The organism is Luteimicrobium sp. NPDC057192 (assembly GCF_042670205.1).
Lineage (GTDB): Bacteria > Actinomycetota > Actinomycetes > Actinomycetales > Cellulomonadaceae > Luteimicrobium.
Map to the genome: position 1 here is coordinate 14,400 of NZ_JBHUWD010000004.1, position 21,928 is coordinate 36,327.

Genomic DNA, 21,928 nt, shown 5'->3' on the forward strand with positions numbered 1-21,928 from the left:
CCCGGTTCCCCGGTTCCCCGGTCCAGACCCCGCCCGTGAGTGCGTACTTTTTGTGCGACACGCCGGGCGTGTCGCACAAAAAGTACGCACTCAGCGCGGGCGTGGTTGTTCTAGTAGTCATAGAACTACTAGAGTGGTGGTGTGATCTTCCGACTCGACGTCACGAGCGGTGAGCCCCTGTTCGCCCAGCTCGCCGCCCAGGCCCGCCTCGCGGTGCTCCGCGGCGAGCTCGAGCCCGGCGAGCGGCTCCCCGCCGCCCGCGAGCTCGCCGACGCGCTCGACGTCAACATGCACACCGTGCTCCACGCGTACCAGGAGCTGCGCGACGAGGGGCTCGTCGAGCTCCGTCGCGGACGCGGCGCCGTCGTCGCCGGGCGCCCGCCCGCCGAGCTCGACGCCGTCCAGGACGCCGTCGCGGCGCTCGTCCGCGCCGCGCGCGACGCCCACCTCTCGGCCACCACCACCACCACGCTCGTCCAGGAGGCGTTCCAGCGATGACGACGACCCCCCGTCCGGACCCGTACCCGGCCCCGAACCTCCGCCCCGACGCTGCCCCCGCCCCGGACGTCTGGCGACGGCACGCCCGCGCGACCGCGCTCTGGAGCGGCGGCGTCTCGCTCGCGCTCCTCGTCGCCGCCGCGCTCGTGGCGGCGTCCTGGACGGACGAGCTGCCCGACCCGGTCGCGGTGCACTGGAGCAGCAGCGGCGGACCGGACGACTTCTCGTCGGTCGGCGCCGCGGTCGGCGTGGGGCTCGGGATCGGCGCCCTGTGCGTCGTGGTGTTCGCCGCGATCACCTGGTTCTGGGGTCGCGCCGCCTCGACACGCCGCACCATGGCGGCGGCGACGGTCTGGATGGCGGGCCTGATCGCGCTGGCGCTCGTCGGGATGCTCGACCAGCAGCGGGGGCTCACGGACGCGCACGACGCCGGGTCGATCGCGGGCGTGACCCTCGTGGCCGTCCTCGGGCCGTTGCTCCCCGCCGCCGCCGCGGCGCTCCTCGTGCACCCGGACCCGCCGCTGCCGGCTACCGGCGGCCTCGACGCCGACGCGCCACGGGCGACGCTCGGCAGGGACGAGCGCGCGGCCTGGGTCGGCCGCGCGTCGGGGCGGGCGCTGCCGGCGATCGTCCTCGGGACGACGATCCTGCTGGTCGCGGTCGCGGTCGCCGTGCAGCTCTGGTTCCTGCTGGTGGTCGCGGTGGCCCTCACCGCCCTGCTGCTCACGATGGCGTCGTTCCACGTCCGCGTGTCGGCCGACGGCCTGACGGTCCGGTCGAGCTTCGGGTGGCCCCGCACCACCGTCCCGGCCGACGAGGTCGAGCGGGCCGACGTCGTCCAGGTACGGCCGCTGCGCGAGTACGGCGGCTACGGGTGGCGGCTCGGGCGCGAGGGCCGGACGGGCGTCGTCGTGCGGGCGGGCGAGGCGCTCGAGGTCACGCGGACCGGCGGCCGGCGCCTGGTCGTCACGGTCGACGACGCGGCGGACGCGGCGGCGCTCCTCAACACGATGGCCGAACGCGCGCGGACCGCACGGTAGAGTGCGCAACTACCTGAGACGGACGGTCTCAGGAAGTTGCGCGGCTCGCGCACGACCTCGACGCGGAGGAGACCCCATGCGCTTCGGCATCACCACCGGCTACTGGTCCGCCGGGCCGCCCGCGGGCGTGCAGGAGGCGATCGTCGAGGCCGACCGGCTCGGCATCGACTCGGTCTGGACCGCCGAGGCGTACGGGTCGGACGCGTTCACCCCGCTCGCCTGGTGGGGTTCGCAGACCCGGAACCTCCGGCTCGGCACCGCGATCGCCCAGATGTCCGCGCGCACGCCCACCGCCACCGCGATGCAGGCCCTCACGCTCGACCACCTCTCCGGTGGCCGGTTCGTCCTGGGGCTCGGGGCCTCGGGCCCGCAGGTCGTCGAGGGCTGGTACGGGCAGCCCTACCGCCGCCCCCTGGCGCGGACCCGTGAGTACGTGGACGTCGTCCGGCAGGTGCTGCGGCGCGGCGCGCCCGTGACGCTCGACGGCGAGTTCTTCCAGCTCCCGCTGCCGGCCGACAAGGGCGGGACGGGTCTCGGGAAGCCGCTGCGGCCCACCGTGCACCCGCTCCGCGCCGACCTGCCGATCCTGCTCGCCGCCGAGGGCCCGAAGAACATCGCGCTCGCCGCGGAGATCTGCGACGGCTGGCTCCCGGTCTTCTACGCGCCCCGGCTCGACGCGATGTTCCGCGGCTTCCTCGCCGAGGGCTTCGCCGTCCGGGCGGACGACCTCGCCCCCGCCGACCGCTTCGAGGTCGCGGCGAGCGTCCCCGTGAGCGTCGACGACGACGTCGAGCGCGCGGCCGACCGCCTGCGCCCCTGGATCGCGCTCTACGTGGGCGGGATGGGCGCCAAGGGGGCGAACTTCCACCGCAACGCCGTCGACATGCTCGGCTACTCCGACGCGTGCGACGAGATCCAGGACCTCTACCTCGCGGGCCGCAAGGACGAGGCCGCGAAGGCTGTCCCGACCGCCCTCGTCGAGGACGTCGCGCTCGTCGGACCGGCCGAGAAGATCGCCGCCGAGCTGCCGCGCTGGGAAGCGAGCGCCGTCACGACGATGCTGCTCCAGGCCGACGCCGCCGCCGTCCGCACCGTCGTGGGCGCGGCGGCCGCGACCGGCCTGCTCGAGCGCTAGCCGGACGCCGACCGGGCCGGCGGCCGCTACTCGTCCGGGCCGAGCAGCGGCTCGTCGGCCGGGGGCACCAGGCGAGCCCGCAGGTCGGGCTCGGCCTCGGCCCGGTCGAACGGCGCCATGGGTCGCCGGATCCGGCGATGGCCGAGCCGGGCGAGGTCCTGGTCCACGCCACCGGGCGTGAGCGCGAGCATCCAGTCGGCCGCCACCGCGTACAGCTCCGGCTCGAGGTAGCCGATCTTCACCACGACGACGTCGGCAGCACGGGGGTCGAGGTCGAGCGCCGTGAAGTCACGCTCGAGGTGGTACGGCTTGCGCAGCCGCGTGAGGATCACGTGCAGGCCCCCGACGCGCACGACGACCTCGGCCTCGGCGTCGCGGTCTCCCGTCCGGACGCTGTGCACGACGCCCGTGAAGGTCACCGGGCCCTCGTGCACGGCGTCGACCGCGGCTCCCGCGGTCACCGTGACCGCGGCGCCGACACCCGCCCGGAGCGCGACGTCGACCGCCTCGGGGGCGGGCAGCGACGCGTAGATCACGGTGCGCCCCGGGTCCCGCAGCGCCGGGTCCTCCAGGAGCCGGGCGAGGGTCCAGGTCACGTCGCCCGCGCCGCCCGCCGTCGGGTTGTCGCCGCTGTCGCTGACGAAGAACGGGCGCCGCTCGGACGCGAGCGCGGCCGCGACGCACTCCGCGAGCGTCCCCGTCGGCGCCACGAACGCGAACTCGTCGCGCGCATCCCAGTACGCCGTCGCGAGCCGCTCGGCGCCCCGCGTGACGGCCGCCTCGTCGTCGCCCGTCACCACGACCGCAGCCCGGTTGCGGGGTTCGTCGGCCCACGCGTACCCCACCCAGACCGCCGCGTCGAGCACACCCGGCTCGGCCTCGACCTCGGGCACCTGCCCGTAGACGCGCCGGGCCGGGTCGACGCGCGTGGACGTCATCTCCCCCGGCAGCAGGACGGGCACCGGGACCCACGCCCTGAGCGGGCGCCCCGCCCCCGACGCGAGCCGCTCGACGAGGTTCCGTGCACCGCGCTCCTTGGTCTCGAGGTGGTCCTCGTGCGGGGCCGTGCGGTAGCAGGTGATGAGGTCCGTGAGGTGGACGAGGTCGCGGCTCACGTTCCCGTGCAGGTCCATCGTGGTCGAGACCAGGACGTCCGTCCCGACCACGTCGCGGATCCGGCGCAGCAGCACCGCCTCGGCGTCGTCGAGGCCCTCGACGGTCATCGCTCCGTGGACGTCGTACCAGAGCCCGTCGAGCGGGGCGTCCTCGGCCACGCGGGCCAGCCCCGCGACGATCTCGCCCGCGAGCGCCTCGAAGGCCTGGCGGGTGACGACGCCGCCGGGCAGCGCCTTCCCCACGAGCACGGGTCGCCAGTCCGCGGCCTCGCGGAGCGGCGTGCCCTGCCCCAGGAACGTGGCGTAGCGCGCGAGGATCTCCGCACCACGGGCCGGGTGGAACGCCGGCGCCTCGGTGCGTGCGGGCGAGAACGTGCTCGACTCGATGCCGAGGCCGGCGATCGCGATCGCGGGGCGGCGGGTGGTCACGGAAGCTGGTCCTTCCGTCAGTCGGGGAGCCAGACGGCGTCGCGCAGGCGGACGCGTGCGCCGTCGGCGGTGAGCGGGCAGCCCTCGGCGCGCAGGGCGTCGAGCGCGCGGACGCGGTGGCGGGCGGGCGGGGTCCCGGTCGCGTTGACGACGCGCCACCAGGGCACGTCGCCGCCGGCGCGCGACAGCACGGTGCCGACCTGGCGCGGGCCGCCGCGGTCCCGGACGCCGAGGGCCGGGTCGGAGTGGTCCCGCAGGTACTCGGCGATGAGGCCGTACGTCGTCGCGCGCCCGCGCGGGACCCGTTCGACGACCGACAGCACCGCGTCGAGGTAGGCGTCGTCCACGCTGGCAGCCTACGAGGTCGGCGACGCCGGGCCGGCCGCGATCCGACCCTTGCACTTCTAGGTATCCTTACCTCGAGGTGCAAGGTATGCACCGGAGAGGGAGACGATGCGCATCGAGAAGGACCTGGTGGCCGCTGCGGCGGCGCCCCTCGTGCTCGGCATCCTGGCCGAGGGAGAGACGTACGGCTACGCGATCCTGGGGCGCGTCGCCGAGCTCTCCGACGGCCGGATGACCTGGTCGGACGGCATGCTGTACCCCCTGCTCCACCGCCTCGAGCGGCTCGGGTACGTCGAGGCGTCGTGGCTCTCGGCGCCGACCGGTCGCCGGCGCAAGGTCTACGCGATCACGGCGGACGGTCGCGCCGAGCTCGCCGAGCGACGCACCCAGTGGCAGGTGGTCAGCGCCGCGCTCGACCGGGTCCTCGACGCCGTGACCCCGACGCTCCCGCCCGCCGAGGCCCGGGCATGAGCGCCGCCGTGCGCGGCGACGCGGCGCTGCCCACCGGCAGCCTCGAGGAGCAGATCGACGCCTGGCGCCGCTACCTCGCACGTGCGCGAGCCGTCGACGCCGCCGACGCCGACGAGCTCGAGGACCACCTGAGAGCGCAGGTCGCGGACCTCGCCGCCTCAGGCCTGAGCGAGCGGGAGGCCTTCCTGGTCGCGGTCGGCCGTCTGGGTGCGATCGACGACGTCTCCCGCGAGTTCGCGCGCGAGCACTCCGAACGGCTGTGGAAGCAGCTCGTGCTGTGGGACGGCGCGTCCTCGGGCTCCGAGCGCCCCGGGACCCGCCGCCGGACGCTGGTCCGCGCGCTCCTCCTCGCGGCCGCCGCCGCGCTGGTGCTCAAGCTGCCGAGCCTCCTCGGCGTCCCGTTCGTCGACGGCTCGGACGACGACCTCACGTTCTACCTCCTGAACGCGCCCGCGCTCGTGCTGCCGTTCCTCGGCGCGTACCTCGCGCTGGACCGCCGGATGAGCCGGCCGGACACGCTCCGCCTCCTCGTCGCTCCGTTCCTCGTGCTCGTCGCGGTGGCGAACGTCTACCCGTTCGACGCCCTCGGCTCCACGGTCGTCCTCACCGCCATCCACCTACCGGTGGCTCTCTGGGCCCTCGTGGGCGTCGCGTACGCGGGGGGCGACTGGCGCTCGAGCGGGCGCCGCATGGACTTCGTGCGGTTCACGGGAGAGTGGGTCGTCTACTACGCGCTGATCGCCCTAGGCGGCGGCGCGCTCACGGGGATCGTGGTCGCGGGCTTCGCGGCGCTCGGGCTCGACGCCACGGGATTCGTCACCGGCTGGCTCGTCCCGTGCGGCGCCGCCGGCGCGGTCGTCGTCGCCGCGTGGCTCGTCGAGGCCAAGCAGGCCGTCGTGGAGAACGTGGCGCCGGTGCTCGCGCGCGTGTTCACGCCGCTCGCGACCCTGGTCACGCTCGCGCTGCTCGTCGCGACGCTCGCACGCTGGGACGGGGCCGACGTCGACCGCGGCCTGCTGATCCTCGTCGACGTGCTCCTCGTGCTGGTCCTGGGGCTCCTGCTCTACGTGATCTCCGCCCGCGAGCCCGCGGCCCGGCCCGGAGCGTTCGACCGGCTCCAGCTCGGGCTCGTCACGGTCGCGCTGCTGACCGACGCGGTGATGCTCGCCGCCATGGTCTCCCGGACCGCGGAGTACGGCGCGAGCCCCAACAAGGTCGCCGCGCTCGGGCTGAACGTCGTGCTCCTCGTCAACCTGCTCCGCGCCGGCTGGCTCCAGCTCGCGTTCCTCCGGGGCACCGTGCGGGCGGGCGCGCTCGAGCGCTGGCAGACGGCCTACCTGCCGGTCTTCGCGGCCTGGGCGGCGCTGGTCGTGGTGGTCTTCGGTCCGCTCTTCGGCTTCGAGTGACGGCGGACGGCGACGACGAGCGTCCGGCTCGAGTGCGCGACGAACGGCCCGTCGCGCCGGATGCGGGCGTCGAGAGCGCGGAGCGCGTCGTCGTAGCGCCGGGCGGTGAAGCCGGGCACCCACCAGACCAGCTTGCGCAACAGGTAGACGACCGCGCCGACGTCGAGGATCTCGATCCGGAGCCGTTCGGTCCGTAGCTCGGTGACCTCGAGCCCGGCGGAGCGCGCCTCGGCGGCCTCCGCGAGCGGGTCGCGCCCGCGGCGGTGCGCCTCGTCGAGCGGACCCAGGAGCGCCTCGATGAGCTCGAACCCGCTCGCCGGACCGACGTGCTGCGCGAGGTAGGTGCCGCCGGGCTCGAGGACCCGCGCGATCTCGGACCACGGCGGCTCGACCGGGTGCCGGCTGGTGACGAGCTCGAACGCGCCGTCCGCGAACGGGAGCGCTGCGCCGTCGTCCACGGTCACGACAGCGCAGCCCAGGGGGTGCAGCAGCCGCGTCGCGCGCGCCGCGTTGGGCGGCCAGCCCTCGGTCGCGACGGCGACGGGCGGGAACGGTGCCGCGGTCGCGAGCACCTCGCCGCCGCCCGTCTGCAGGTCGAGCGCGGACCGCGCTGCGTGCCACGCCGTGGCGAGGCGCCCCGCGTAGCCCCAGCTCGGCCTCTCCTCGGTGGCGCGACCGTCGAGCCAGGAGAAGTCCCAGCCGTCCACGGAGGCGGCGGTGGCCTCCGCGACGAGCTCGTCGTAGGGGCGCACCGGCTCAGAACACCCAGCTCGAGCAGGGCGCGACCGGCCACGCGAACGCCGCCGAGGCGCGGGCGAGCGCGCCGGGACGGTGGCCCGCGACGAGCCCCGCCGACGCCATCGCGACGAGCGTCTCGCCGCCCAGGTAGGCCGCGCCGAGCTCGCGCACGTCGAGCGTGAGGTCGGCGGGCTCGTCGGTGCGGACCACCTCGGCTCCCCCCGAGAACGCGCGCGCCCGCAGGCGCCAGCTCCCGGTGTTCCCCCCGAGCCGCGCGTCGTGCACCCCGAGGACGACGTCCACGTCCGCGGCGTACTGCCGCGCGGCGAGCGCGGACGGCACGTCGAGGATCCGTACCCACAGGTTGTCGAAGAGCGTCGGCGTCGCCTTGCGGCGGTCGACGAGCCACTGCGCGACGACGTCGTCCGTCGGGATCATGAACGGGTGGACGTCGTCGGTGAGGTCGAGGTCGAGCAGGACGTCCCACAGCGCACGGGCCGCGGCGGCGTCGAGCGCCACGACCTCGCCCCCGCTGACGCGCCCGCGCGGGCCCTGCAGCTCCCAGTCGAGCTTGCGGCGGAACGTCGTGTAGCCGCGGGGCTCGCCGTCGCGCTCGACGATGACGATCCGCTCGGGCTCCCGCCCGTCGCGGCGCAGCGGGGTGTCGGCCCAGAAGTACCGCTGGAGCTCGGGGGTCTCGCGCCCGACCCAGCCCGGACGGTTGAGGCCGGAGCCGCCGACGTCCGCACCGGCGCGCTCGTGCAGGTCCTCGACGAGCGCGGCGTGCCGGTCGACGTCGCTCGTCTCGATCCGGACGGTGTGCTCGGAGGCGCCGGGGACGTCGCGGAGCGCGGCCTTGCGCGGGACCGTGACCCGCAGGTCGTCGGCGGCCTTCCCGTACCCGAACCGGCCGTAGATCGCGGGCTCCGCGGCGAACAGCACCGACACCGGCTCGCGCCGCACCAGCGAGCGCCGGAAGTGCTCGTCGATCATCGCGCTCAGGATGCCGCGGCGGCGGTGCGCCGGGTGCACGCCGACCCAGGTCAGGCCCGACACGGGAACCGTGCCGCCCGGGACGGGGAACCGCGCGAACGGGTACGACGCGTGCATCGCGACGAGCTCGCTGCGGACGGGCACCGCGCCGTCCACGGGTACCGCGTCGGGGTCGTCGCTCTCGGCCGCCACCCCGACGACGCGGTCCCAGCTGAGCGGCGACGGCTCGGCCGCGAGGGCGTCGACGTCCTTGCCCGTGGGGAACGCCCACGTGTCGAGCGTGACGACGTCCCGCAGGTCGTCCGGCGAGAGCTGCTGGAAGCCGTAGCCGTCGGGCAGGGAGGCGCGCGTGGAACGGGGCATGGGCCCGACTCTGGCAGACGACGCCCGGCGCCGCACGGGGTTTGCGGCGCCGAGCCGGTCCGTCCTCCGCCGGCCGCCGTCAGCGTCGGCGCAGCATGAGCGTGCTCGACGTCGCCACGGCGACGAGCACGACCAGCGCGAAGACGCACAGGACCGCCGGCGCGCCGGCGTGCGTGAGCGCCACCCCGACCGCGACCACGGGGAGCGTGAGCCCTGCGTACGCGACGAGGAACATCGCGGCCAGGACCTCGCCCCGGTTCTCGGGGGCGGCCGACCCGAGGGCGACGCCGATCGCGGACCGGAAGACGAGCCCCTGCCCGGCGCCGGCGACGACGCCGCCGCCCACGAACAGCGCGAGCGAGAGCGCGGGCCCGCTCACCGCGACGAGCGCGAGCCCCACGACCATGAGCGCGCCGCCGAGCACGACCTGGGTGCGCGCGCCGACCCGGGCGAACACGAGCTGCGAGGCCGCGGCGGCCCCCATCACCCCGAAGACGATGGCACCCGCGGCGAGGTGCGACGTCACGTGGAGCGTCCCGGCCGCGAACGACGCCGTGAGCGAGGTGAAGAAGCCGAGGACGCTGAACGCGGCGGCCGCGCCCGCCGCGGCGACCGCGAACGGCGCGCGAGCCGCCCGCGGGAGCGACACGCGCTGCGGGCGGTAGGCCGGACGCTCCGGCGGCAGCACCGCGGTCTCGGGCACGAGGACGACCGCGACGAGCGCCGCGGCGAGGAGGACGGCGAACACCACGTACGGCGTGACGAGCGGCCCGGCGACGTACTGCGCGAGCAGGCCGCCGACGAGCGGGCCGAGCGCGAGCCCGCCGAGGTTGACGACCGTCGCGACCGTCCCCGCGGTGCGACCGCGGCCCGTGACCTCGCCGAGCTCGCCCAGGTGGGCCGTGGCCGTGGCGGTGAGGGCCCCGATCCCGAGCCCGCACACGAACCGCGCGACGATCAGCCCTGCGGTGTCCTCCCACACGAGGAACACGACCGCGGCGACGAGCTCCGCCACCAGCGATGCGACGAGCACGGGCTTGCGGCCCACCCAGTCCGAGACGTGACCGACGAGGTACAGGGCCGCCATCACGCCCACCGCGTAGGTCGCGAAGACGACGGTGACCATGGCCGTCGCGAAGCCGTCGCGCGCCTGGTACAGCGGGTAGAGGGGTGTCGGGACGGTCGAGAAGGCCATCGCGAGCAGGAACGCGCCGGCCACGACCCAGAAGCCGGCGTGGTGTCCGATCCGCGAGGCCGTGGGAGCGGGGGACGGGGCTGCGGCCGGAGCCGTGGAGCCCGGGCGGGAGGTGGTGGTCGCGGTCATGGCTCGATCCTGCGTCCCTCGACTCATCATGTCCAACGACGATTTTTGCACTCAGTCATCGGAATCCCCGATTGATATGTCACGATGGCACCGTGGACGTCCGCCAGCTCGAGATCTTCGAGGCAGTCGCCGAGGAGCTCAGCTTCACGCGCGCCGCCCAGCGCCTCTACGCCGCCCAGTCGACGGTGTCCGCTGCGGTCCAGGCGCTCGAGCACGAGCTCGGAGCGACCCTCTTCGACCGCTCGACGCGCCGCGTCGCCCTCACCGCCGTCGGCGAGTCGGTGCTCGTCGAGGCGCGCGACGCGATCGCGGCGATCGACCGCGTGCGCACGGTCGCGGCCGAGTCCGCCGCGGGCCTGCGTGGCCGCGTCCGGGTGGGGATGATCAGCAACGTCGGCGACCTCGACCTGCCGGACCTCTTCGGCGACTTCCATCGCGCCCACCCCCTCGTGGGGCTGCGGCTCCTCACCTCCCCCGCAGGCTCGACGGGACTCCTCGAGGACCTCGCGCGCGCCCGGATCGACGTGGCGTTCGTCGGGCTGCCGGTCGAGGACCTCGTCGGGCTCGAGGTCGTCGAGCTCGTGCGCACCCGTTTCGTGGCGCTCCTCCCCGCCGGGCATCCGCTCGCCGAGCGCCGCGCCGTGGGCCTCGCGGAGCTCGCCGACGAGCCGTTCGTCGACACCCCGGAAGGGTTCGGCCACCGGGTCCGGCTCGACCGCGCCTTCGCGGCCGCCGACCTCGTGCGCACCGTGCGGACCGAGGTCGCCGACCTCGCGACCGTGCCGGCCTACGTCCGCGCCGGGCTCGGCGTCGCCGTCGTCCCGCGGATGGGCACGGTCGACGCGCCGGGTGTCGTCGCGGTCGAGCTCGAGCCACGTCTCGAGTGGTCGCTGCACGTCGTGGCCCCTCGGCACGCCCGCGACCAGCCCGCGACGGCACGGCTGCTCGACCTGCTCCGCGACCGGTCGGCTCAGGCCGGGCTCGCGGCAGGTTGAGTGAGGGCCGCCTGAGCGCGCGACCGTGCCCGGCGGCGAACCTCAGGTCAGTGCTGGCACGTCGCGCACCAGTACAGGTTCCGTCCGGCCACCTCGCGCACGAGCACGGGGTTCCCGCAGACCCGACAGGGCAGACCCTCGCGGTGGTAGACGTAGAACGACGCGTCGGAGGGCACCGCACCGGGCACGGCGTCGCTGTTCTGGCGCACCCGGTGGCGTCCGGTCGACCCGCCCGGGACGCGGTCCTCGGGAAGCGTCGTGACGATCGCGCCCGTCTGGACGCCGTCGAGCATGAGCGCGGTCAGGTCGTCCCACAGCGCGCGCAGGTCCTCGGCCGGGACCGAGCTCCCGGGCCGGTACGGGTCGAGGCGCGCCCGGTACAGCACCTCGGCCCGGTAGATGTTGCCGACCCCCGCGACGACGGACTGGTCCATGAGCCGTGTGCCCACGGGCGTCCGGGAGCGTCGGACGGCGTCCACGAACCGCTCGGGGTCGTCGTGCGGTTCGGGCTCGGCGCCTGCGCGCACCGCGTCGCCCCAGCGGATCGGGTCGGGCCCGAGCCCGGCGACGACGGCCCGCGCCTCGTCCGGGCTGAGCACCTCGCACGTCGTCGGCGCGGTGAGGTCCGCGACGGCGTGGACGCCCCGCAACCGCACCCGCACCGCACCCCGGGGCGCGGGCGGCACCCAGTCGGTGCCCGCGTCCTCGTCAGGCGAGCCGGCGATCCCGACGTCACCCTCCGGGCCCGAGGCCGAGGCGGGTGACGCGTCGCCGCGCGGCAGCGGGACCGGCTCGTCCGCGCCGCGCGGCACGGTCTCGGTCTCGCCGATCCGCCGCCGCGGCGCGCCGATCGCGTGCACGACGACGGCGCTCCCGTCGCCCGCGAACGTCCACGCGCCGTACAGCCCGAGGTGCACCCGCAGGACCCGGACGTCGTCGGGCGCGGTCGCGGCGCCGTCGGCGGGGACGAAGTCGACGAAGAGCTGCTTGCCCCACGCGCTCGCTCCCGCCAGGACGCGGCCGTCGAGGAGGGCTGCACCACCCGCGAACCGTCCCTGCGGGCTCGTGACGACCAGCCGCTGCCCCGCGAACAGGTCCGTCAGGGCGCGCGCGAGCCGGTGGACGGTGTGACCCTCGGGCACGTCGGTTCCCTACGCCCGGCGGACGGCCTCGTAGTCGGCCAGCTGGCCGATCCGGCGCGCGTGGCGCTCGTCGCCCGAGAACGGGGTGGCGAGGAACGTGTCGACGAAGCCCGTGGCCTCCTCGACCGTGTGCTGGCGTGCGCCGACCGCGATGACGTTCGCGTCGTTGTGCTGGCGGCCGAGCTCCGCGGTCGCGGTGTTCCAGGCGAGCGCGGCGCGCACGCCCGCGACCTTGTTCGCGGCGATCTGCTCGCCGTTGCCCGACCCGCCGATCACGACGCCGAGGCTGCCCGGGTCGGCGACGACGGCCTCGCCGGCCTCGATGCAGAACGACGGGTAGTCGTCCTCGCGGTCGTACCCGTGGGCGCCGTGGTCGACGACGTCGTGGCCGCCTGCCTGGAGGTGGGCGACGAGATAGGACTTGAGCTCGTATCCGGCGTGGTCGGAGGCGATGTGGACGCGCATGGAACTCATCATGCCGCACCGCGGCGACCTCGCGCCGGGGGGTCCGTTCGCGTCGGACGGTGGCATAGCGTGTGCGCATGACGACCGACACCACGGGCGAGGCACAGTCGGGCATCGAGCTCGACGGGCTGGACCCCGCCACCCGCCCCCAGGACGACCTGTACCGCCACGTCAACGGACGCTGGATCGCGTCCCACCGGATCCCGCCGGACCGCGCCGTGGACGGCACGTTCCGGCGCCTGTTCGACGACGCCGAGGAGCAGGTCCGCGAGATCATCGAGAGCGCGGCGAGCGCGTCCGCGGACGGCGGCGCCGGCTCCGCGGAGGAGCGCAAGGTCGGCGACCTGTTCGCCGCCTTCATGGACACCGAGACCGTCGAGGGCCTCGGGGGCACCCCGCTCCGCACCGACCTCGACCTCGTCGCCGAGGCGACGACGCAGGCCGAGCTCACCGGTGCGCTCGGCGCCCTGCAGCGCACCGGCGCGCTGTCGGCCGTCGCGTTCTTCGTCGACAACGACGCCAAGGACCCGGAGCGGTACGTCGTCCACCTCATGCAGTCCGGCCTCGGCCTGCCCGACGAGGCCTACTACCGCGAGGACCAGTACGCGGAGATCCGCGCGCAGTACGCGGCGCACGTCGGGCGGCTGCTCGCCCTGGCGGGCTGGCTCGGCACCAACCCGGACGAGGCCGCCCGTGCGGACGCGGGCTCGCGGGTGCTCGCGCTCGAGACGCGGCTCGCGTCGCACCACTGGGACGTCGTCAAGGACCGCGACGCCGACCTCACGTACAACGCGACCGGCTGGGCCCAGCTCGCCGCCGACGTCCCCGGGTTCGACTGGGACGCCTGGGCGCGCGCGCTCGAGGTCCCCGCGGGCGCCTTCGACCGGCTCGTGGTCCGCGAGCCCAGCTACCTCGAGGGCTTCGCGTCCGTGTGGCAGGACGCCCCGCTCGAGGACTGGAAGCTGTGGGCGGCGTTCCACGTCGCCTCCGCTCGCGCGCCGTACCTGTCCGACGCGTTCGTGCAGGAGAACTTCTCGTTCTACGGCCGCGTGCTCCAGGGCACCGAGCAGGTCCGCGACCGCTGGAAGCGCGGCGTCTCGCTCGTGCAGGGAGCGCTCGGCGAGGCCGTCGGCAAGGTGTACGTCGAGCGGCACTTCCCGCCCGCGCACAAGGCCCGCATGGACGAGCTCGTCGAGCACCTCGTCGAGGCGTACCGCGCGTCGATCTCCGGGCTCGACTGGATGAGCGAAGAGACGCGGGCCAAGGCCCTCGCGAAGCTCGACGCGTTCACCCCGAAGATCGGCTACCCGGTGCGGTGGCGCGACTACGCGACGCTCGTCGTCGAGCGCGACGACCTCGTCGGGAACGTCCGTCGGGCGAACGCGTTCGAGCAGGACCGCGAGCTGCACAAGATCGGGAAGCCGATCGACCGCGACGAGTGGTTCATGACCCCGCAGACCGTCAACGCGTACTACAACCCGGGCATGAACGAGATCGTCTTCCCGGCCGCGATCCTGCGCCCTCCGTTCTTCGACCCCGAGGCCGACGACGCCGTCAACTACGGCGGGATCGGCGCCGTCATCGGGCACGAGATCGGGCACGGCTTCGACGACCAGGGCTCCAAGTACGACGGCGCGGGCCGGCTCGAGAACTGGTGGACCGACGCCGACCGCGCGGAGTTCGAGAAGCGGACGTCGGCGCTGATCGCCCAGTACGACGCGTTCGTGCCCCAGCAGCTCGGCCCCGACGGACCTCACGTCAACGGCGGCCTGACGATCGGCGAGAACATCGGCGACCTCGGCGGGCTGTCCATCGCGATCACCGCCTACCGGATCGCGACCACGGGCCGTGCGGACGGCTCGCTCGACGAGGCCCCCGTCATCGACGGGCTGACCGCGCTGCAGCGCGTGTTCCTCGGCTGGGCGCAGGCGTGGCGCACCAAGGGACGCGACGAGGAGGTCAGGCGGCGGCTGTCGATGGACCCCCACTCACCCGACGAGTTCCGCTGCAACGGAGTCGTGCGGAACATCGACGAGTTCTACGAGGCGTTCGGCGCCCAGCCGGGCGACGGCCTCTACCTCGACCCCACGGAGCGCGTCCGCATCTGGTGACCGCACAGAACGGGCCCGCGACGATCTCGTCGCGGGCCCGTTCCGGCGCTCGAGCCGGGGCGCGGGAGCGTGTCAGACGCCGCCGATACCGGCGCGCGCGATCGTGAAGCCCTTCCCCGTCGACTTGTCGAGGCACCGCACGCCCGTCTCGGAGCTCGTGCACGCCAGGTTCCCGACGGACACCGACTCGCCGTAGCTCAGGACGTGCTCCGACTTCGGTGCCGCGTGCGGCTTGTCGCGGTGCGCGACGCAGGGGGTCGTGACCGTCCCGTCGGAGGCGACCTTGGCGACGTAGCCGACGGTCCCGTCGCACCCGTCGACCGGCGCCGGCTTCTTCGCGAGGTTCGCGATCGAGCACGTGGCCTCGGCCGAGGTCACGGTGCAGGCGATGTTGCGGCTCGGGGACGCGAAGCGCTCCGTGACGGCCGGCGCGTCCGCGGTCCCGGCGCTCGCCTTGGCGGCCGCCGACGCTGGGACGACGGTGGGCGAGTCGGACCCGCCGAACAGCGTGAAGCCCAGCACGACGGCGACGACGACGAGCACCCCGACGATCCCGCCGAGGACCGCGACCCGAGGCTCGACCCGGCCGAGGCCCCCGCCGCTCCGGCCGGTTTCCGTGCGCTGCCCGGTGTGCTGCACTCCGGAGGTCTGCGAAGGACCTCCCGCGTACGCCGGACGGCTCACCGGAGGCGCAGGGACGACGTCCGGCTGAGCGACCGGTTGCGGCGCCGGAGCGGGCGGTGGCGGCGGGACCGCCGCCTGCGTCGCGACCTGGGTGGCCTCGGGATCGGCCTGCGCCTGCGGATCGGGCAGCGGGAGCGGCCCGGCGTAGAGCCCGCCGTACGGGCCGCCCGGAGGCGTCCCGAGCTGTCGGCGCGTGGCGTACGACGGCGTGCGCGTGGGGGCCGCACCGCCTGTCGCGGTCGCCGCGGCCTGCGGCGTCGCCGGGGGCAGGTACTGGGTGGCGTCCATGCCACCTGCCGGTGCCTGCTGCTGCACGGGCGCGGCGACGCGTGTGGCGTCAGCCGGCTCGTAGGCGGGCGGCGCGGGCGCCGGCACGGTGAGGGCCGGCATCAGGCTCGTGGGTGCGTCGTCGGGCGCGGCCTGGTCGGGCCCTCCGACGTGCACGGCGGGCGCGGGGCTCCGTGTCGGCACGATCGAGGCCGGCTGCCCGACGGGCTGCTGGCCGGGTGCGCCGGACTCGGTCGGGTGCGGGGTGGTGGGGTCGGTGCCCGACATCCACGCTCCTTCCTGGCGGGGTCACCGGGCAGCATGACATGCGACCACCCGTCGACGCCAAATGGTCGCTACCGGACAAGTAGGACCGACCGGTGGTGCGTCGACGGGTGGGGTACTTCGTGCGGATCAGTCGAAAACAGGCCCCTGCGTGCGCGTGCGCTTGAGCTCGAAGAAACCGGGCGTCGACGCCACGAGCACGGCGCCGTCCCACAGCCGACCTGCGGCTTCGCCCTTCGGGGCCGGCGTCACGACGGGCCCGAAGAACGCGACCTCACCGAAGGCGACGACGGGCGTCCCCACGTCCTCGCCGACGCGGGAGATCCCGTCCGCGTGAGACGTGCGGAGACGGTCGTCGTACGCATCGGTGGAAGCGGCGTCGGCGAGCGACGCGGGGAGCCCGACCTCCGCGAGCGCCTCCCGGACGACGGCGTCGTAGTCCTTGCGAGCACCCGGGTGGATCCGCGCGCCGATGGCGTCGTAGAGAGGCTTCACGACGTCGTCGCCGTGCTCCGCCTGCGCCGCGATCACGACGCGCACCGGCCCCCACGCCTTGTCCATGAGCTCGCGGTAGCTCTCCGGGAGGTCACGGCCCTCGTTGAGGACGGCGAGGCTCATGACGTGCCAGCGCACCGTGACGTCGCGAACCTGCTCGACCTCACCCATCCACCGGCTCGTCATCCATGCCCACGGGCACACGGGGTCGAACCAGAAGTCGGCGGTGGTGGTCGTCGCGTCGTCGGTCGGGGTCACGGCGTGCTCCTCGCTGAGTGGATGTGCAGTTCATCGCGGCGCGGCGCCGCCGTGCGCTCGCAACACCGGCTCGGCGCTCGCCTATTCCGACGGCCCGCCGAGCGCGACGCAGGGTCGCGATCCCGGCGCCGACCATGCGATCTGCCACGGACTCAGGTGTCGACCATGGGTGTGCCCACCTTCTGGGCGCCGAGGATGTGGGCATCACCATGGTCGCCGCGGTCCGACGTGGCTGATCGCATGCTCGACGCGGGCGGACGGGCGGGACGACGGTCGAGCGGGTGGGTGCGGGGGGGTGGTGAAGGGCGTCAAGGAGTGCGCACGGCCCCCAGGGCCGAAGCACGACAGCCCGAACCACCTCACCGCACCCGCCCGCGCACCCGACCCCGCGGGCGTCGCACTCGGCGAACACCCGCGTCGCACTCGGCGAGCACGGCGCAGGACGACAGCGCGAATCCCCTCGGTCACGACGCGGGCAGCGTGGGATGATCGACCGTGGCCGCGGCCCACACGCCGCGCCGCTCGCGCGCACCGTACCCGGCCCGCGCGCGACCCGACCGCTTGCTACGAAGGAGTCGTCCGTGCCCGGAGCGAACCTCACCCGTGTCGAAGCTACGGAGCGCGCGGGGGTGGTCCGGACCCGCTCGTACGACGTGGTCCTGGACCTGACGACCGGTCCGACGACGTTCCGATCGACGACGACGATCCGTTTCGACGCGACGCCGGGTGCGAGCACGTTCGTGGACCTGGTGGCGCCGACGGTGCACGCGGTCACGCTGAACGGCCGCACCCTGGACCCGGCGTCCGTGTTCGCGGACTCGCGGATCGCGCTGGACGACCTGGAGGCGAGCAACGAGCTCGTCGTCGACGCGGACTGCGCGTACACGAACACGGGCGAGGGTCTGCACCGGTTCGTCGACCCGGCGGACGGCGAGGTGTACCTGTACTCGCAGTTCGAGGTGCCGGACTCGCGGCGCATGTTCGCGGTCTTCGAGCAGCCCGACCTGAAGGCGACGTTCGCGTTCACGGTGACGGCGCCGTCGTCGTGGGCGGTGGTGAGCAACTCCCCCACGCCGGAGCCGACTCCGGCGGGTGACGGCCGCGACGACGCGTCCACCTGGGCGTTCGAGCCGACTCCTGTCATCTCCTCGTACATCACGGCGCTCGTGGCGGGCCCGTACGTGTCGGAGCACAGCGAGCTGACCAGCGCGGACGGCCGAACGATCCCGCTCGGGGTGTACGCGCGCAAGTCGCTCGCGCCCTACCTGGACGCGGACTACGTGTTCGACAAGACGCGTGAGGGCTTCGCGTACTACGAGGGCAAGTTCGGGGTCGCCTACCCGTTCGCGAAGTACGACCAGCTGTTCGTGCCGGAGTTCAACGCGGGCGCGATGGAGAACGCGGGCGCGGTGACGTTCACGGAGACGTACGTGTTCCGTTCGAAGGTGACGGACGCCGTGAAGGAGCGGCGCGTCGTCACGATCCTCCACGAGCTGGCGCACATGTGGTTCGGCGACCTGGTCACCATGAAGTGGTGGAACGACCTGTGGCTGAACGAGTCGTTCGCGGAGTGGGCCTCGACGATCGCCACGGCGGAGGCGACGGAGTGGACGGGCGCCTGGACGACGTTCAACGCCATGGAGAAGACGTGGGCGTACCGGCAGGACCAGCTCCCGTCGACGCACCCGATCGTGGCGACGATCAACGACCTCGAGGACGTGCAGGTCAACTTCGACGGCATCACGTACGCCAAGGGCGCGTCGGTGCTCAAGCAGCTCGTCGCGTGGGTGGGCGTGGACGCCTTCTTCGCGGGCGTCGGCAGCTACTTCCGCAAGCACGCGCACGGCAACACCGAGCTGCGCGACCTGCTGGTCGAGCTCGAGGCGACGAGCGGCCGCGACCTGTCGGGCTGGTCGGGCCTCTGGCTCGAGACGGCGGGGGTGAACACGCTGCGCCCGGAGGTCGAGTCGTCGGTGGGCGGCGTGGTCTCCGAGCTCGTGATCGTGCAGACGGCGCCCGCCGACCACGACACGCTGCGCCCGCACCGTCTGGCGGTGGGCTTCTACGACCTGGTGGGCGAGGGCGACGAGCAGAAGCTGGTGCGCACCCACCGCGTCGAGCTCGACGTCGACGGCGAGCGCACCGACGTCCCCGAGCTCGTGGGCGTCGCCCGCCCCGACCTGATCCTCGTGAACGACGACGACCTCGCGTACGCGAAGATCCGCCTCGACGAGGTGTCGCTGGCGACGGCGATCGAGCACCTCGCGAAGATCGAGGACCCGCTGGCCCGCTCGCTCGTGTGGGGCAGCGCGTGGGACGCGACGCGCGACGGCGAGATGCCGGCGAGCGACTACGTGCGCCTCGTCCTCGGCAACATCGCCACGGAGACGGAGTCGACCACGATCCGGACGACGCTCGGACAGCTCGCGCTGGCGGCGTCGTCGTACGTGGCGCCGGAGCGGCGCGCGGAGACGCTCGTGCACGTGGGCGACGCCCTGTGGGAGCTCGCACAGGCTGCGGAGGCGGGCTCGGACGCGCAGTTCCAGTTCGTGAAGTCGTTCGCGAACGTCGCGGGCACGGACGCGCACGCGGACGTGCTGCGCGCCCTCCTCGACGGCACCACGCGCCTCGACGGCCTGGAGATCGACACGGACCTGCGCTGGGAGCTGCTGGAGGGCCTCGTCGTGACGGGCCGGGCGGACCAGGCGGAGATCGACGCGGCGCTCGGGTCGGACAACACGGCGAACGGCCAGCAGGCCGCGGCGCGTGCGACCGCGGCGACGCCGACGGCCGAGGCGAAGCGCGCCGCGTTCGACCGCCTCGTCGACAGCGCCGACGCGCCGAACGCGATCGTCCGCGCGACGGGCCTCGGGTTCACGCACGTCACGGACCCGACCGTCCTCGAGGGCCTCGTCGAGCCGTACTTCGCCGCGCTCGTCCCCCTGTGGACGCAGCGCAGCTACCACATGGCCGACCAGATCATCCACGGCCTGTACCCGGCTCCGCTCGCGAACGCGGCGCTCCGCGACGCCGGGAAGGCCTGGCTCGACGCGAACGTCGACGCGCCGCCCGCGCTGCGCCGCCTCGTCACGGAGAACCTCGCGGCGACCGAGCGCTCGCTCGCGGCGCAGGCGGCTGACGCCCGCGCCTGAGGTCGCGGCCGTCCGCCCGGGGGCTCAGTCCTCCGGGTGGACGGCGTCGTCCACGACCCGCAGCAGCGACTGCAGGCGGGCGGAGTCGAAGAGGTCGTCGAGCAGGACGGGACGGCCCGACGCGTCGCCGAGCGGCACCTTCCAGTTCGGGTACTCCTGGTCGGTGCCGGGCTGGTTCTGGGCGCGCCGCTCCCCCGTCGCGTCGGCGAGCGAGACACCGACGAGCACCGCGGGGCTCTCCGCGACGTACCGGTGCAGCGCCTCGACGAGCTCGCGCTCCGACGGGTCGTCGTCGACCAGACCGTGCGCCCGGAGCGTCCGGACCATCGCCTCGCGCTCGCGGCGCGCGTCGCGGCGCACCTCCTCGGCGGGCTCCGTCAGGAGCCCGAGGCGGTCGCGCAGCTCGACGTGCTCGCCGGCGAGGTAGCCGGCCGTGGGCGGCAGATCGTGCGTCGTGACGCTCGTGAGGGTCGCGGCCCGGTAGTCCTGGGGCTCGCGGGGCGTGCCGTCGTCGGCCTTCTCGAACCAGAGCACGGACGTGCCGAGGACGCCCCGCTCGGCCAGGTAGTCGCGGATCCACGGCTCGACGGTGCCGAGGTCCTCCCCCACGACGAGCGCGCCGGCACGATGCGCCTCGAGGCACAGGATGCCGACGAGCGCCTCGTGGTCGAAGCGCACGTACGTGCCCTGGTCGGGCGTCATGCCGTCCGGCACCCACCACATCCGGAACAGGCCGAGGATGTGGTCGACGCGAAGCCCGCCCGCGTGCCGCAGGACGCCGCGCAGCATGTCGCGGTAGGGCGCGTAGCCGAGGCGCTCGAGCTCGAGCGGGTTCCACGGCGGCTGCGACCAGTTCTGCCCCTGCTGGTTGTACATGTCGGGGGGTGCGCCGACACCGACCCCGGACGCGAGCGCGGTGCGCTGGGCCCACCGGTCCGCACCGAACGGGTGCACGCCGACCGCGAGGTCGTGCATGACGCCGATCCGCATCCCCCCGCCCACCGCCTGCTCCTGCGCGTGCGCGAGCTGCTCGTCGGCGACCCACTGGAGCCAGCACCAGAAGTCGACCTGGTCGACGAGCTCGCGGCGCAGCCGGGTGACGAGCGGGCTCGACGGGTCCTCCGCCTCCTCGGGCCAGTCCGTCGGGCCGAAGTGGTCGACGAGCGCGCACCACAGCGCGAAGTCCTCCAGCCCGCGCCCCTGGTCGGCGCGGAACTGGGCGAGCGCCGCGTCGCGCGCCGCCGAACGGGGCTGGGCGAACACGACCTCCAGCGCCGAGCGCTTGGCGCTCCAGGCCGTGTCGCGGTCGATCGGGCCGGGGTCGGTGTCGAGGTCGCGCACCGTGTCGAACGACCACTCGACGAGCGAGCGGTCGGCCGCCGACAGGTACGCCGTCTCGCGGACGTCCTCGACCCGCACGTAGAGCGGGTGGACGAACCGCCGCGTCGTCGGCAGGTAGGGCGACGGCGTGAGGGGCGCGCTGGGCTCGGCGGCGTGCAGCGGGTTCACGAGGACGAAGTCCGCGCCCTCGCGACGGGCGGCGAGCCACGCCAGGTCGGCGAGGTCGGCGAGGTCGCCGACACCCCACGACTGCCGCGAGCGGACGGAGTAGAGCTGGGCCATGAGGCCCCAGGCCCGGCCGTCGTCGCCGAGGTCGGGCAGGTGCAGGCGGTCGGGGGTCACGACGAGCGTCGCGTGCGCCGTGCGGCTCCCGCTCGTCGCGTGCAGCGTGTGCCAGCCGAGCGGCGCGTCCGTCGGGATCTCGAACGTGGCCTCGCCGACGAGCCGCCCGTCGACCGTCCGCGGCTCGACCAGGCGGTCGACCTGCGCCGGGTCGAGGCGGCCGCCGTCCTCGAGCTCGACCCACACCTCGACGGGCTCGCCGTGGTCCACGTGGACGGGGAACGGCGTCGTGCGGCCCTGGCGGGCGACGACGGAGGCGGGCAGCATCCGCCGCCACGGGTCGTCCTTGCGGTGGGCGAGGTGCACGCGCACGAGGTCGGGCGTCGTCGCCGGCACGCCGAGAGCGCCGAGCACCGCGCGGAGGGTCTCGTCGGGGACCACGACCCGCTCGCCGAAGAAGCTCCAGTACTCCGACGCCACCCCGTAGGCCTCCGCGAGCTCGCGCAGAGGGGCCGGGGCGGGGGTCGTGGAGTCGCTCACTCTTGCGATCCTGCCAGAACGGGCGCCGACCTGCCCTGACATGGCCCGGCGTGG

General features: G+C 74.4%; 18 protein-coding genes. 8 read left to right on the top strand and 10 right to left on the bottom strand.

All coding sequences use genetic code 11. The features are described 5' to 3' along the window. Positions 1 to 141 precede the first annotated feature (141 nt). From ACFT5B_RS03345 to ACFT5B_RS03355, 3 genes are all read left to right on the top strand, one after another. Positions 142 to 498, top strand: a complete 357-nt coding sequence (locus tag ACFT5B_RS03345; protein WP_386796561.1) for a GntR family transcriptional regulator — start codon at positions 142 to 144, stop codon at positions 496 to 498. After that, positions 495 to 1,538, top strand: a complete 1,044-nt coding sequence (locus tag ACFT5B_RS03350; RefSeq protein WP_386796562.1) for a DUF1648 domain-containing protein — start codon at positions 495 to 497, stop codon at positions 1,536 to 1,538. Before ACFT5B_RS03345 ends, ACFT5B_RS03350 begins: the two co-directional genes overlap by 4 nt. Before the next feature lie 76 nt (positions 1,539 to 1,614). Further along, entirely contained in the window at positions 1,615 to 2,673 is a 1,059-nt protein-coding gene (locus ACFT5B_RS03355) for an LLM class F420-dependent oxidoreductase (RefSeq protein ID WP_386796563.1), read from the top strand. Between the two features lie 26 nt (positions 2,674 to 2,699). Here ACFT5B_RS03355 and ACFT5B_RS03360 read toward each other — a convergent pair whose 3' ends face one another. Together ACFT5B_RS03360 and ACFT5B_RS03365 are read right to left on the bottom strand one after the other, a co-directional pair. Beyond that, on the bottom strand, positions 2,700 to 4,217 hold the full coding sequence (locus ACFT5B_RS03360; protein WP_386796564.1) for a M81 family metallopeptidase: 1,518 nt from the start codon (positions 4,215 to 4,217) through the stop codon (positions 2,700 to 2,702). 17 nt (positions 4,218 to 4,234) lie between these two features. Next, positions 4,235 to 4,564, bottom strand: a complete 330-nt coding sequence (locus ACFT5B_RS03365; protein WP_386796565.1) for an MGMT family protein — start codon at positions 4,562 to 4,564, stop codon at positions 4,235 to 4,237. 106 nt (positions 4,565 to 4,670) lie between these two features. Here ACFT5B_RS03365 and ACFT5B_RS03370 point away from each other — a divergent pair, with 106 nt between their 5' ends. Together ACFT5B_RS03370 and ACFT5B_RS03375 are read left to right on the top strand one after the other, a co-directional pair. After that, positions 4,671 to 5,033 (top strand): PadR family transcriptional regulator, encoded by a 363-nt coding sequence (locus ACFT5B_RS03370; RefSeq protein WP_386796566.1) that lies wholly within the window; start codon positions 4,671 to 4,673, stop codon positions 5,031 to 5,033. Further along, positions 5,030 to 6,439: a permease prefix domain 1-containing protein gene (locus ACFT5B_RS03375; protein ID WP_386796567.1), complete on the top strand. Its 1,410-nt coding sequence runs from the start codon at positions 5,030 to 5,032 to the stop codon at positions 6,437 to 6,439. The genes ACFT5B_RS03370 and ACFT5B_RS03375 overlap by 4 nt, the downstream gene beginning before the upstream one ends. Here the strand turns inward: ACFT5B_RS03375 and ACFT5B_RS03380 are convergent. From ACFT5B_RS03380 to ACFT5B_RS03390, 3 genes are all read right to left on the bottom strand, one after another. Beyond that, positions 6,367 to 7,191, bottom strand: a complete 825-nt coding sequence (locus tag ACFT5B_RS03380; RefSeq protein ID WP_386796568.1) for a methyltransferase domain-containing protein — start codon at positions 7,189 to 7,191, stop codon at positions 6,367 to 6,369. The two genes, ACFT5B_RS03375 and ACFT5B_RS03380, sit on opposite strands and share 73 nt — an antisense overlap. Before the next feature lie 4 nt (positions 7,192 to 7,195). Beyond that, positions 7,196 to 8,533, bottom strand: a complete 1,338-nt coding sequence (locus ACFT5B_RS03385) for a GNAT family N-acetyltransferase (protein ID WP_386796569.1) — start codon at positions 8,531 to 8,533, stop codon at positions 7,196 to 7,198. 79 nt (positions 8,534 to 8,612) lie between these two features. Then, on the bottom strand, positions 8,613 to 9,857 hold the full coding sequence (locus tag ACFT5B_RS03390) for an MFS transporter (protein WP_386796570.1): 1,245 nt from the start codon (positions 9,855 to 9,857) through the stop codon (positions 8,613 to 8,615). Positions 9,858 to 9,949: 92 nt separating this feature from the next. On the opposite strand from ACFT5B_RS03390, the gene ACFT5B_RS03395 reads away from it, so the two are divergent. Next, positions 9,950 to 10,852: a LysR family transcriptional regulator gene (locus ACFT5B_RS03395; protein WP_386796571.1), complete on the top strand. Its 903-nt coding sequence runs from the start codon at positions 9,950 to 9,952 to the stop codon at positions 10,850 to 10,852. 47 nt (positions 10,853 to 10,899) lie between these two features. Here ACFT5B_RS03395 and ACFT5B_RS03400 read toward each other — a convergent pair whose 3' ends face one another. Together ACFT5B_RS03400 and ACFT5B_RS03405 are read right to left on the bottom strand one after the other, a co-directional pair. Beyond that, positions 10,900 to 11,994 carry an Fpg/Nei family DNA glycosylase gene (locus ACFT5B_RS03400; protein ID WP_386796572.1) on the bottom strand — a complete coding sequence of 365 codons (1,095 nt, stop codon included), beginning with the start codon at positions 11,992 to 11,994 and terminating at the stop codon, positions 10,900 to 10,902. A gap of 9 nt (positions 11,995 to 12,003) precedes the next feature. Beyond that, complete coding sequence (locus ACFT5B_RS03405; protein WP_386796573.1) at positions 12,004 to 12,459, bottom strand: ribose-5-phosphate isomerase; 456 nt, start codon at positions 12,457 to 12,459, stop codon at positions 12,004 to 12,006. Between the two features lie 77 nt (positions 12,460 to 12,536). On the opposite strand from ACFT5B_RS03405, the gene ACFT5B_RS03410 reads away from it, so the two are divergent. Further along, a complete protein-coding gene (locus ACFT5B_RS03410) occupies positions 12,537 to 14,570 on the top strand; it encodes a M13 family metallopeptidase (RefSeq protein WP_386796574.1) in 2,034 nt (677 codons plus the stop codon). Between the two features lie 72 nt (positions 14,571 to 14,642). Here the strand turns inward: ACFT5B_RS03410 and ACFT5B_RS03415 are convergent, their stop codons facing one another. Both ACFT5B_RS03415 and ACFT5B_RS03420 read right to left on the bottom strand, forming a co-directional pair. Then, the gene (locus tag ACFT5B_RS03415) at positions 14,643 to 15,809 is read right to left on the bottom strand and encodes a hypothetical protein (protein ID WP_386796575.1); all 1,167 of its coding nucleotides are present in this window, start codon (positions 15,807 to 15,809) and stop codon (positions 14,643 to 14,645) included. 126 nt (positions 15,810 to 15,935) lie between these two features. Beyond that, a complete protein-coding gene (locus ACFT5B_RS03420; RefSeq protein WP_386796576.1) occupies positions 15,936 to 16,559 on the bottom strand; it encodes a DsbA family protein in 624 nt (207 codons plus the stop codon). Positions 16,560 to 17,140: 581 nt separating this feature from the next. Between ACFT5B_RS03420 and pepN the strand changes: the two genes are divergently transcribed. After that, on the top strand, positions 17,141 to 19,711 hold the full coding sequence (pepN, locus tag ACFT5B_RS03425; protein WP_386796577.1) for an aminopeptidase N: 2,571 nt from the start codon (positions 17,141 to 17,143) through the stop codon (positions 19,709 to 19,711). Between the two features lie 24 nt (positions 19,712 to 19,735). Here pepN and malQ read toward each other — a convergent pair whose 3' ends face one another. Next, the gene (malQ, locus tag ACFT5B_RS03430; RefSeq protein ID WP_386796578.1) at positions 19,736 to 21,916 is read right to left on the bottom strand and encodes a 4-alpha-glucanotransferase; all 2,181 of its coding nucleotides are present in this window, start codon (positions 21,914 to 21,916) and stop codon (positions 19,736 to 19,738) included. Between the last annotated feature and the right edge of the window lie 12 nt (positions 21,917 to 21,928).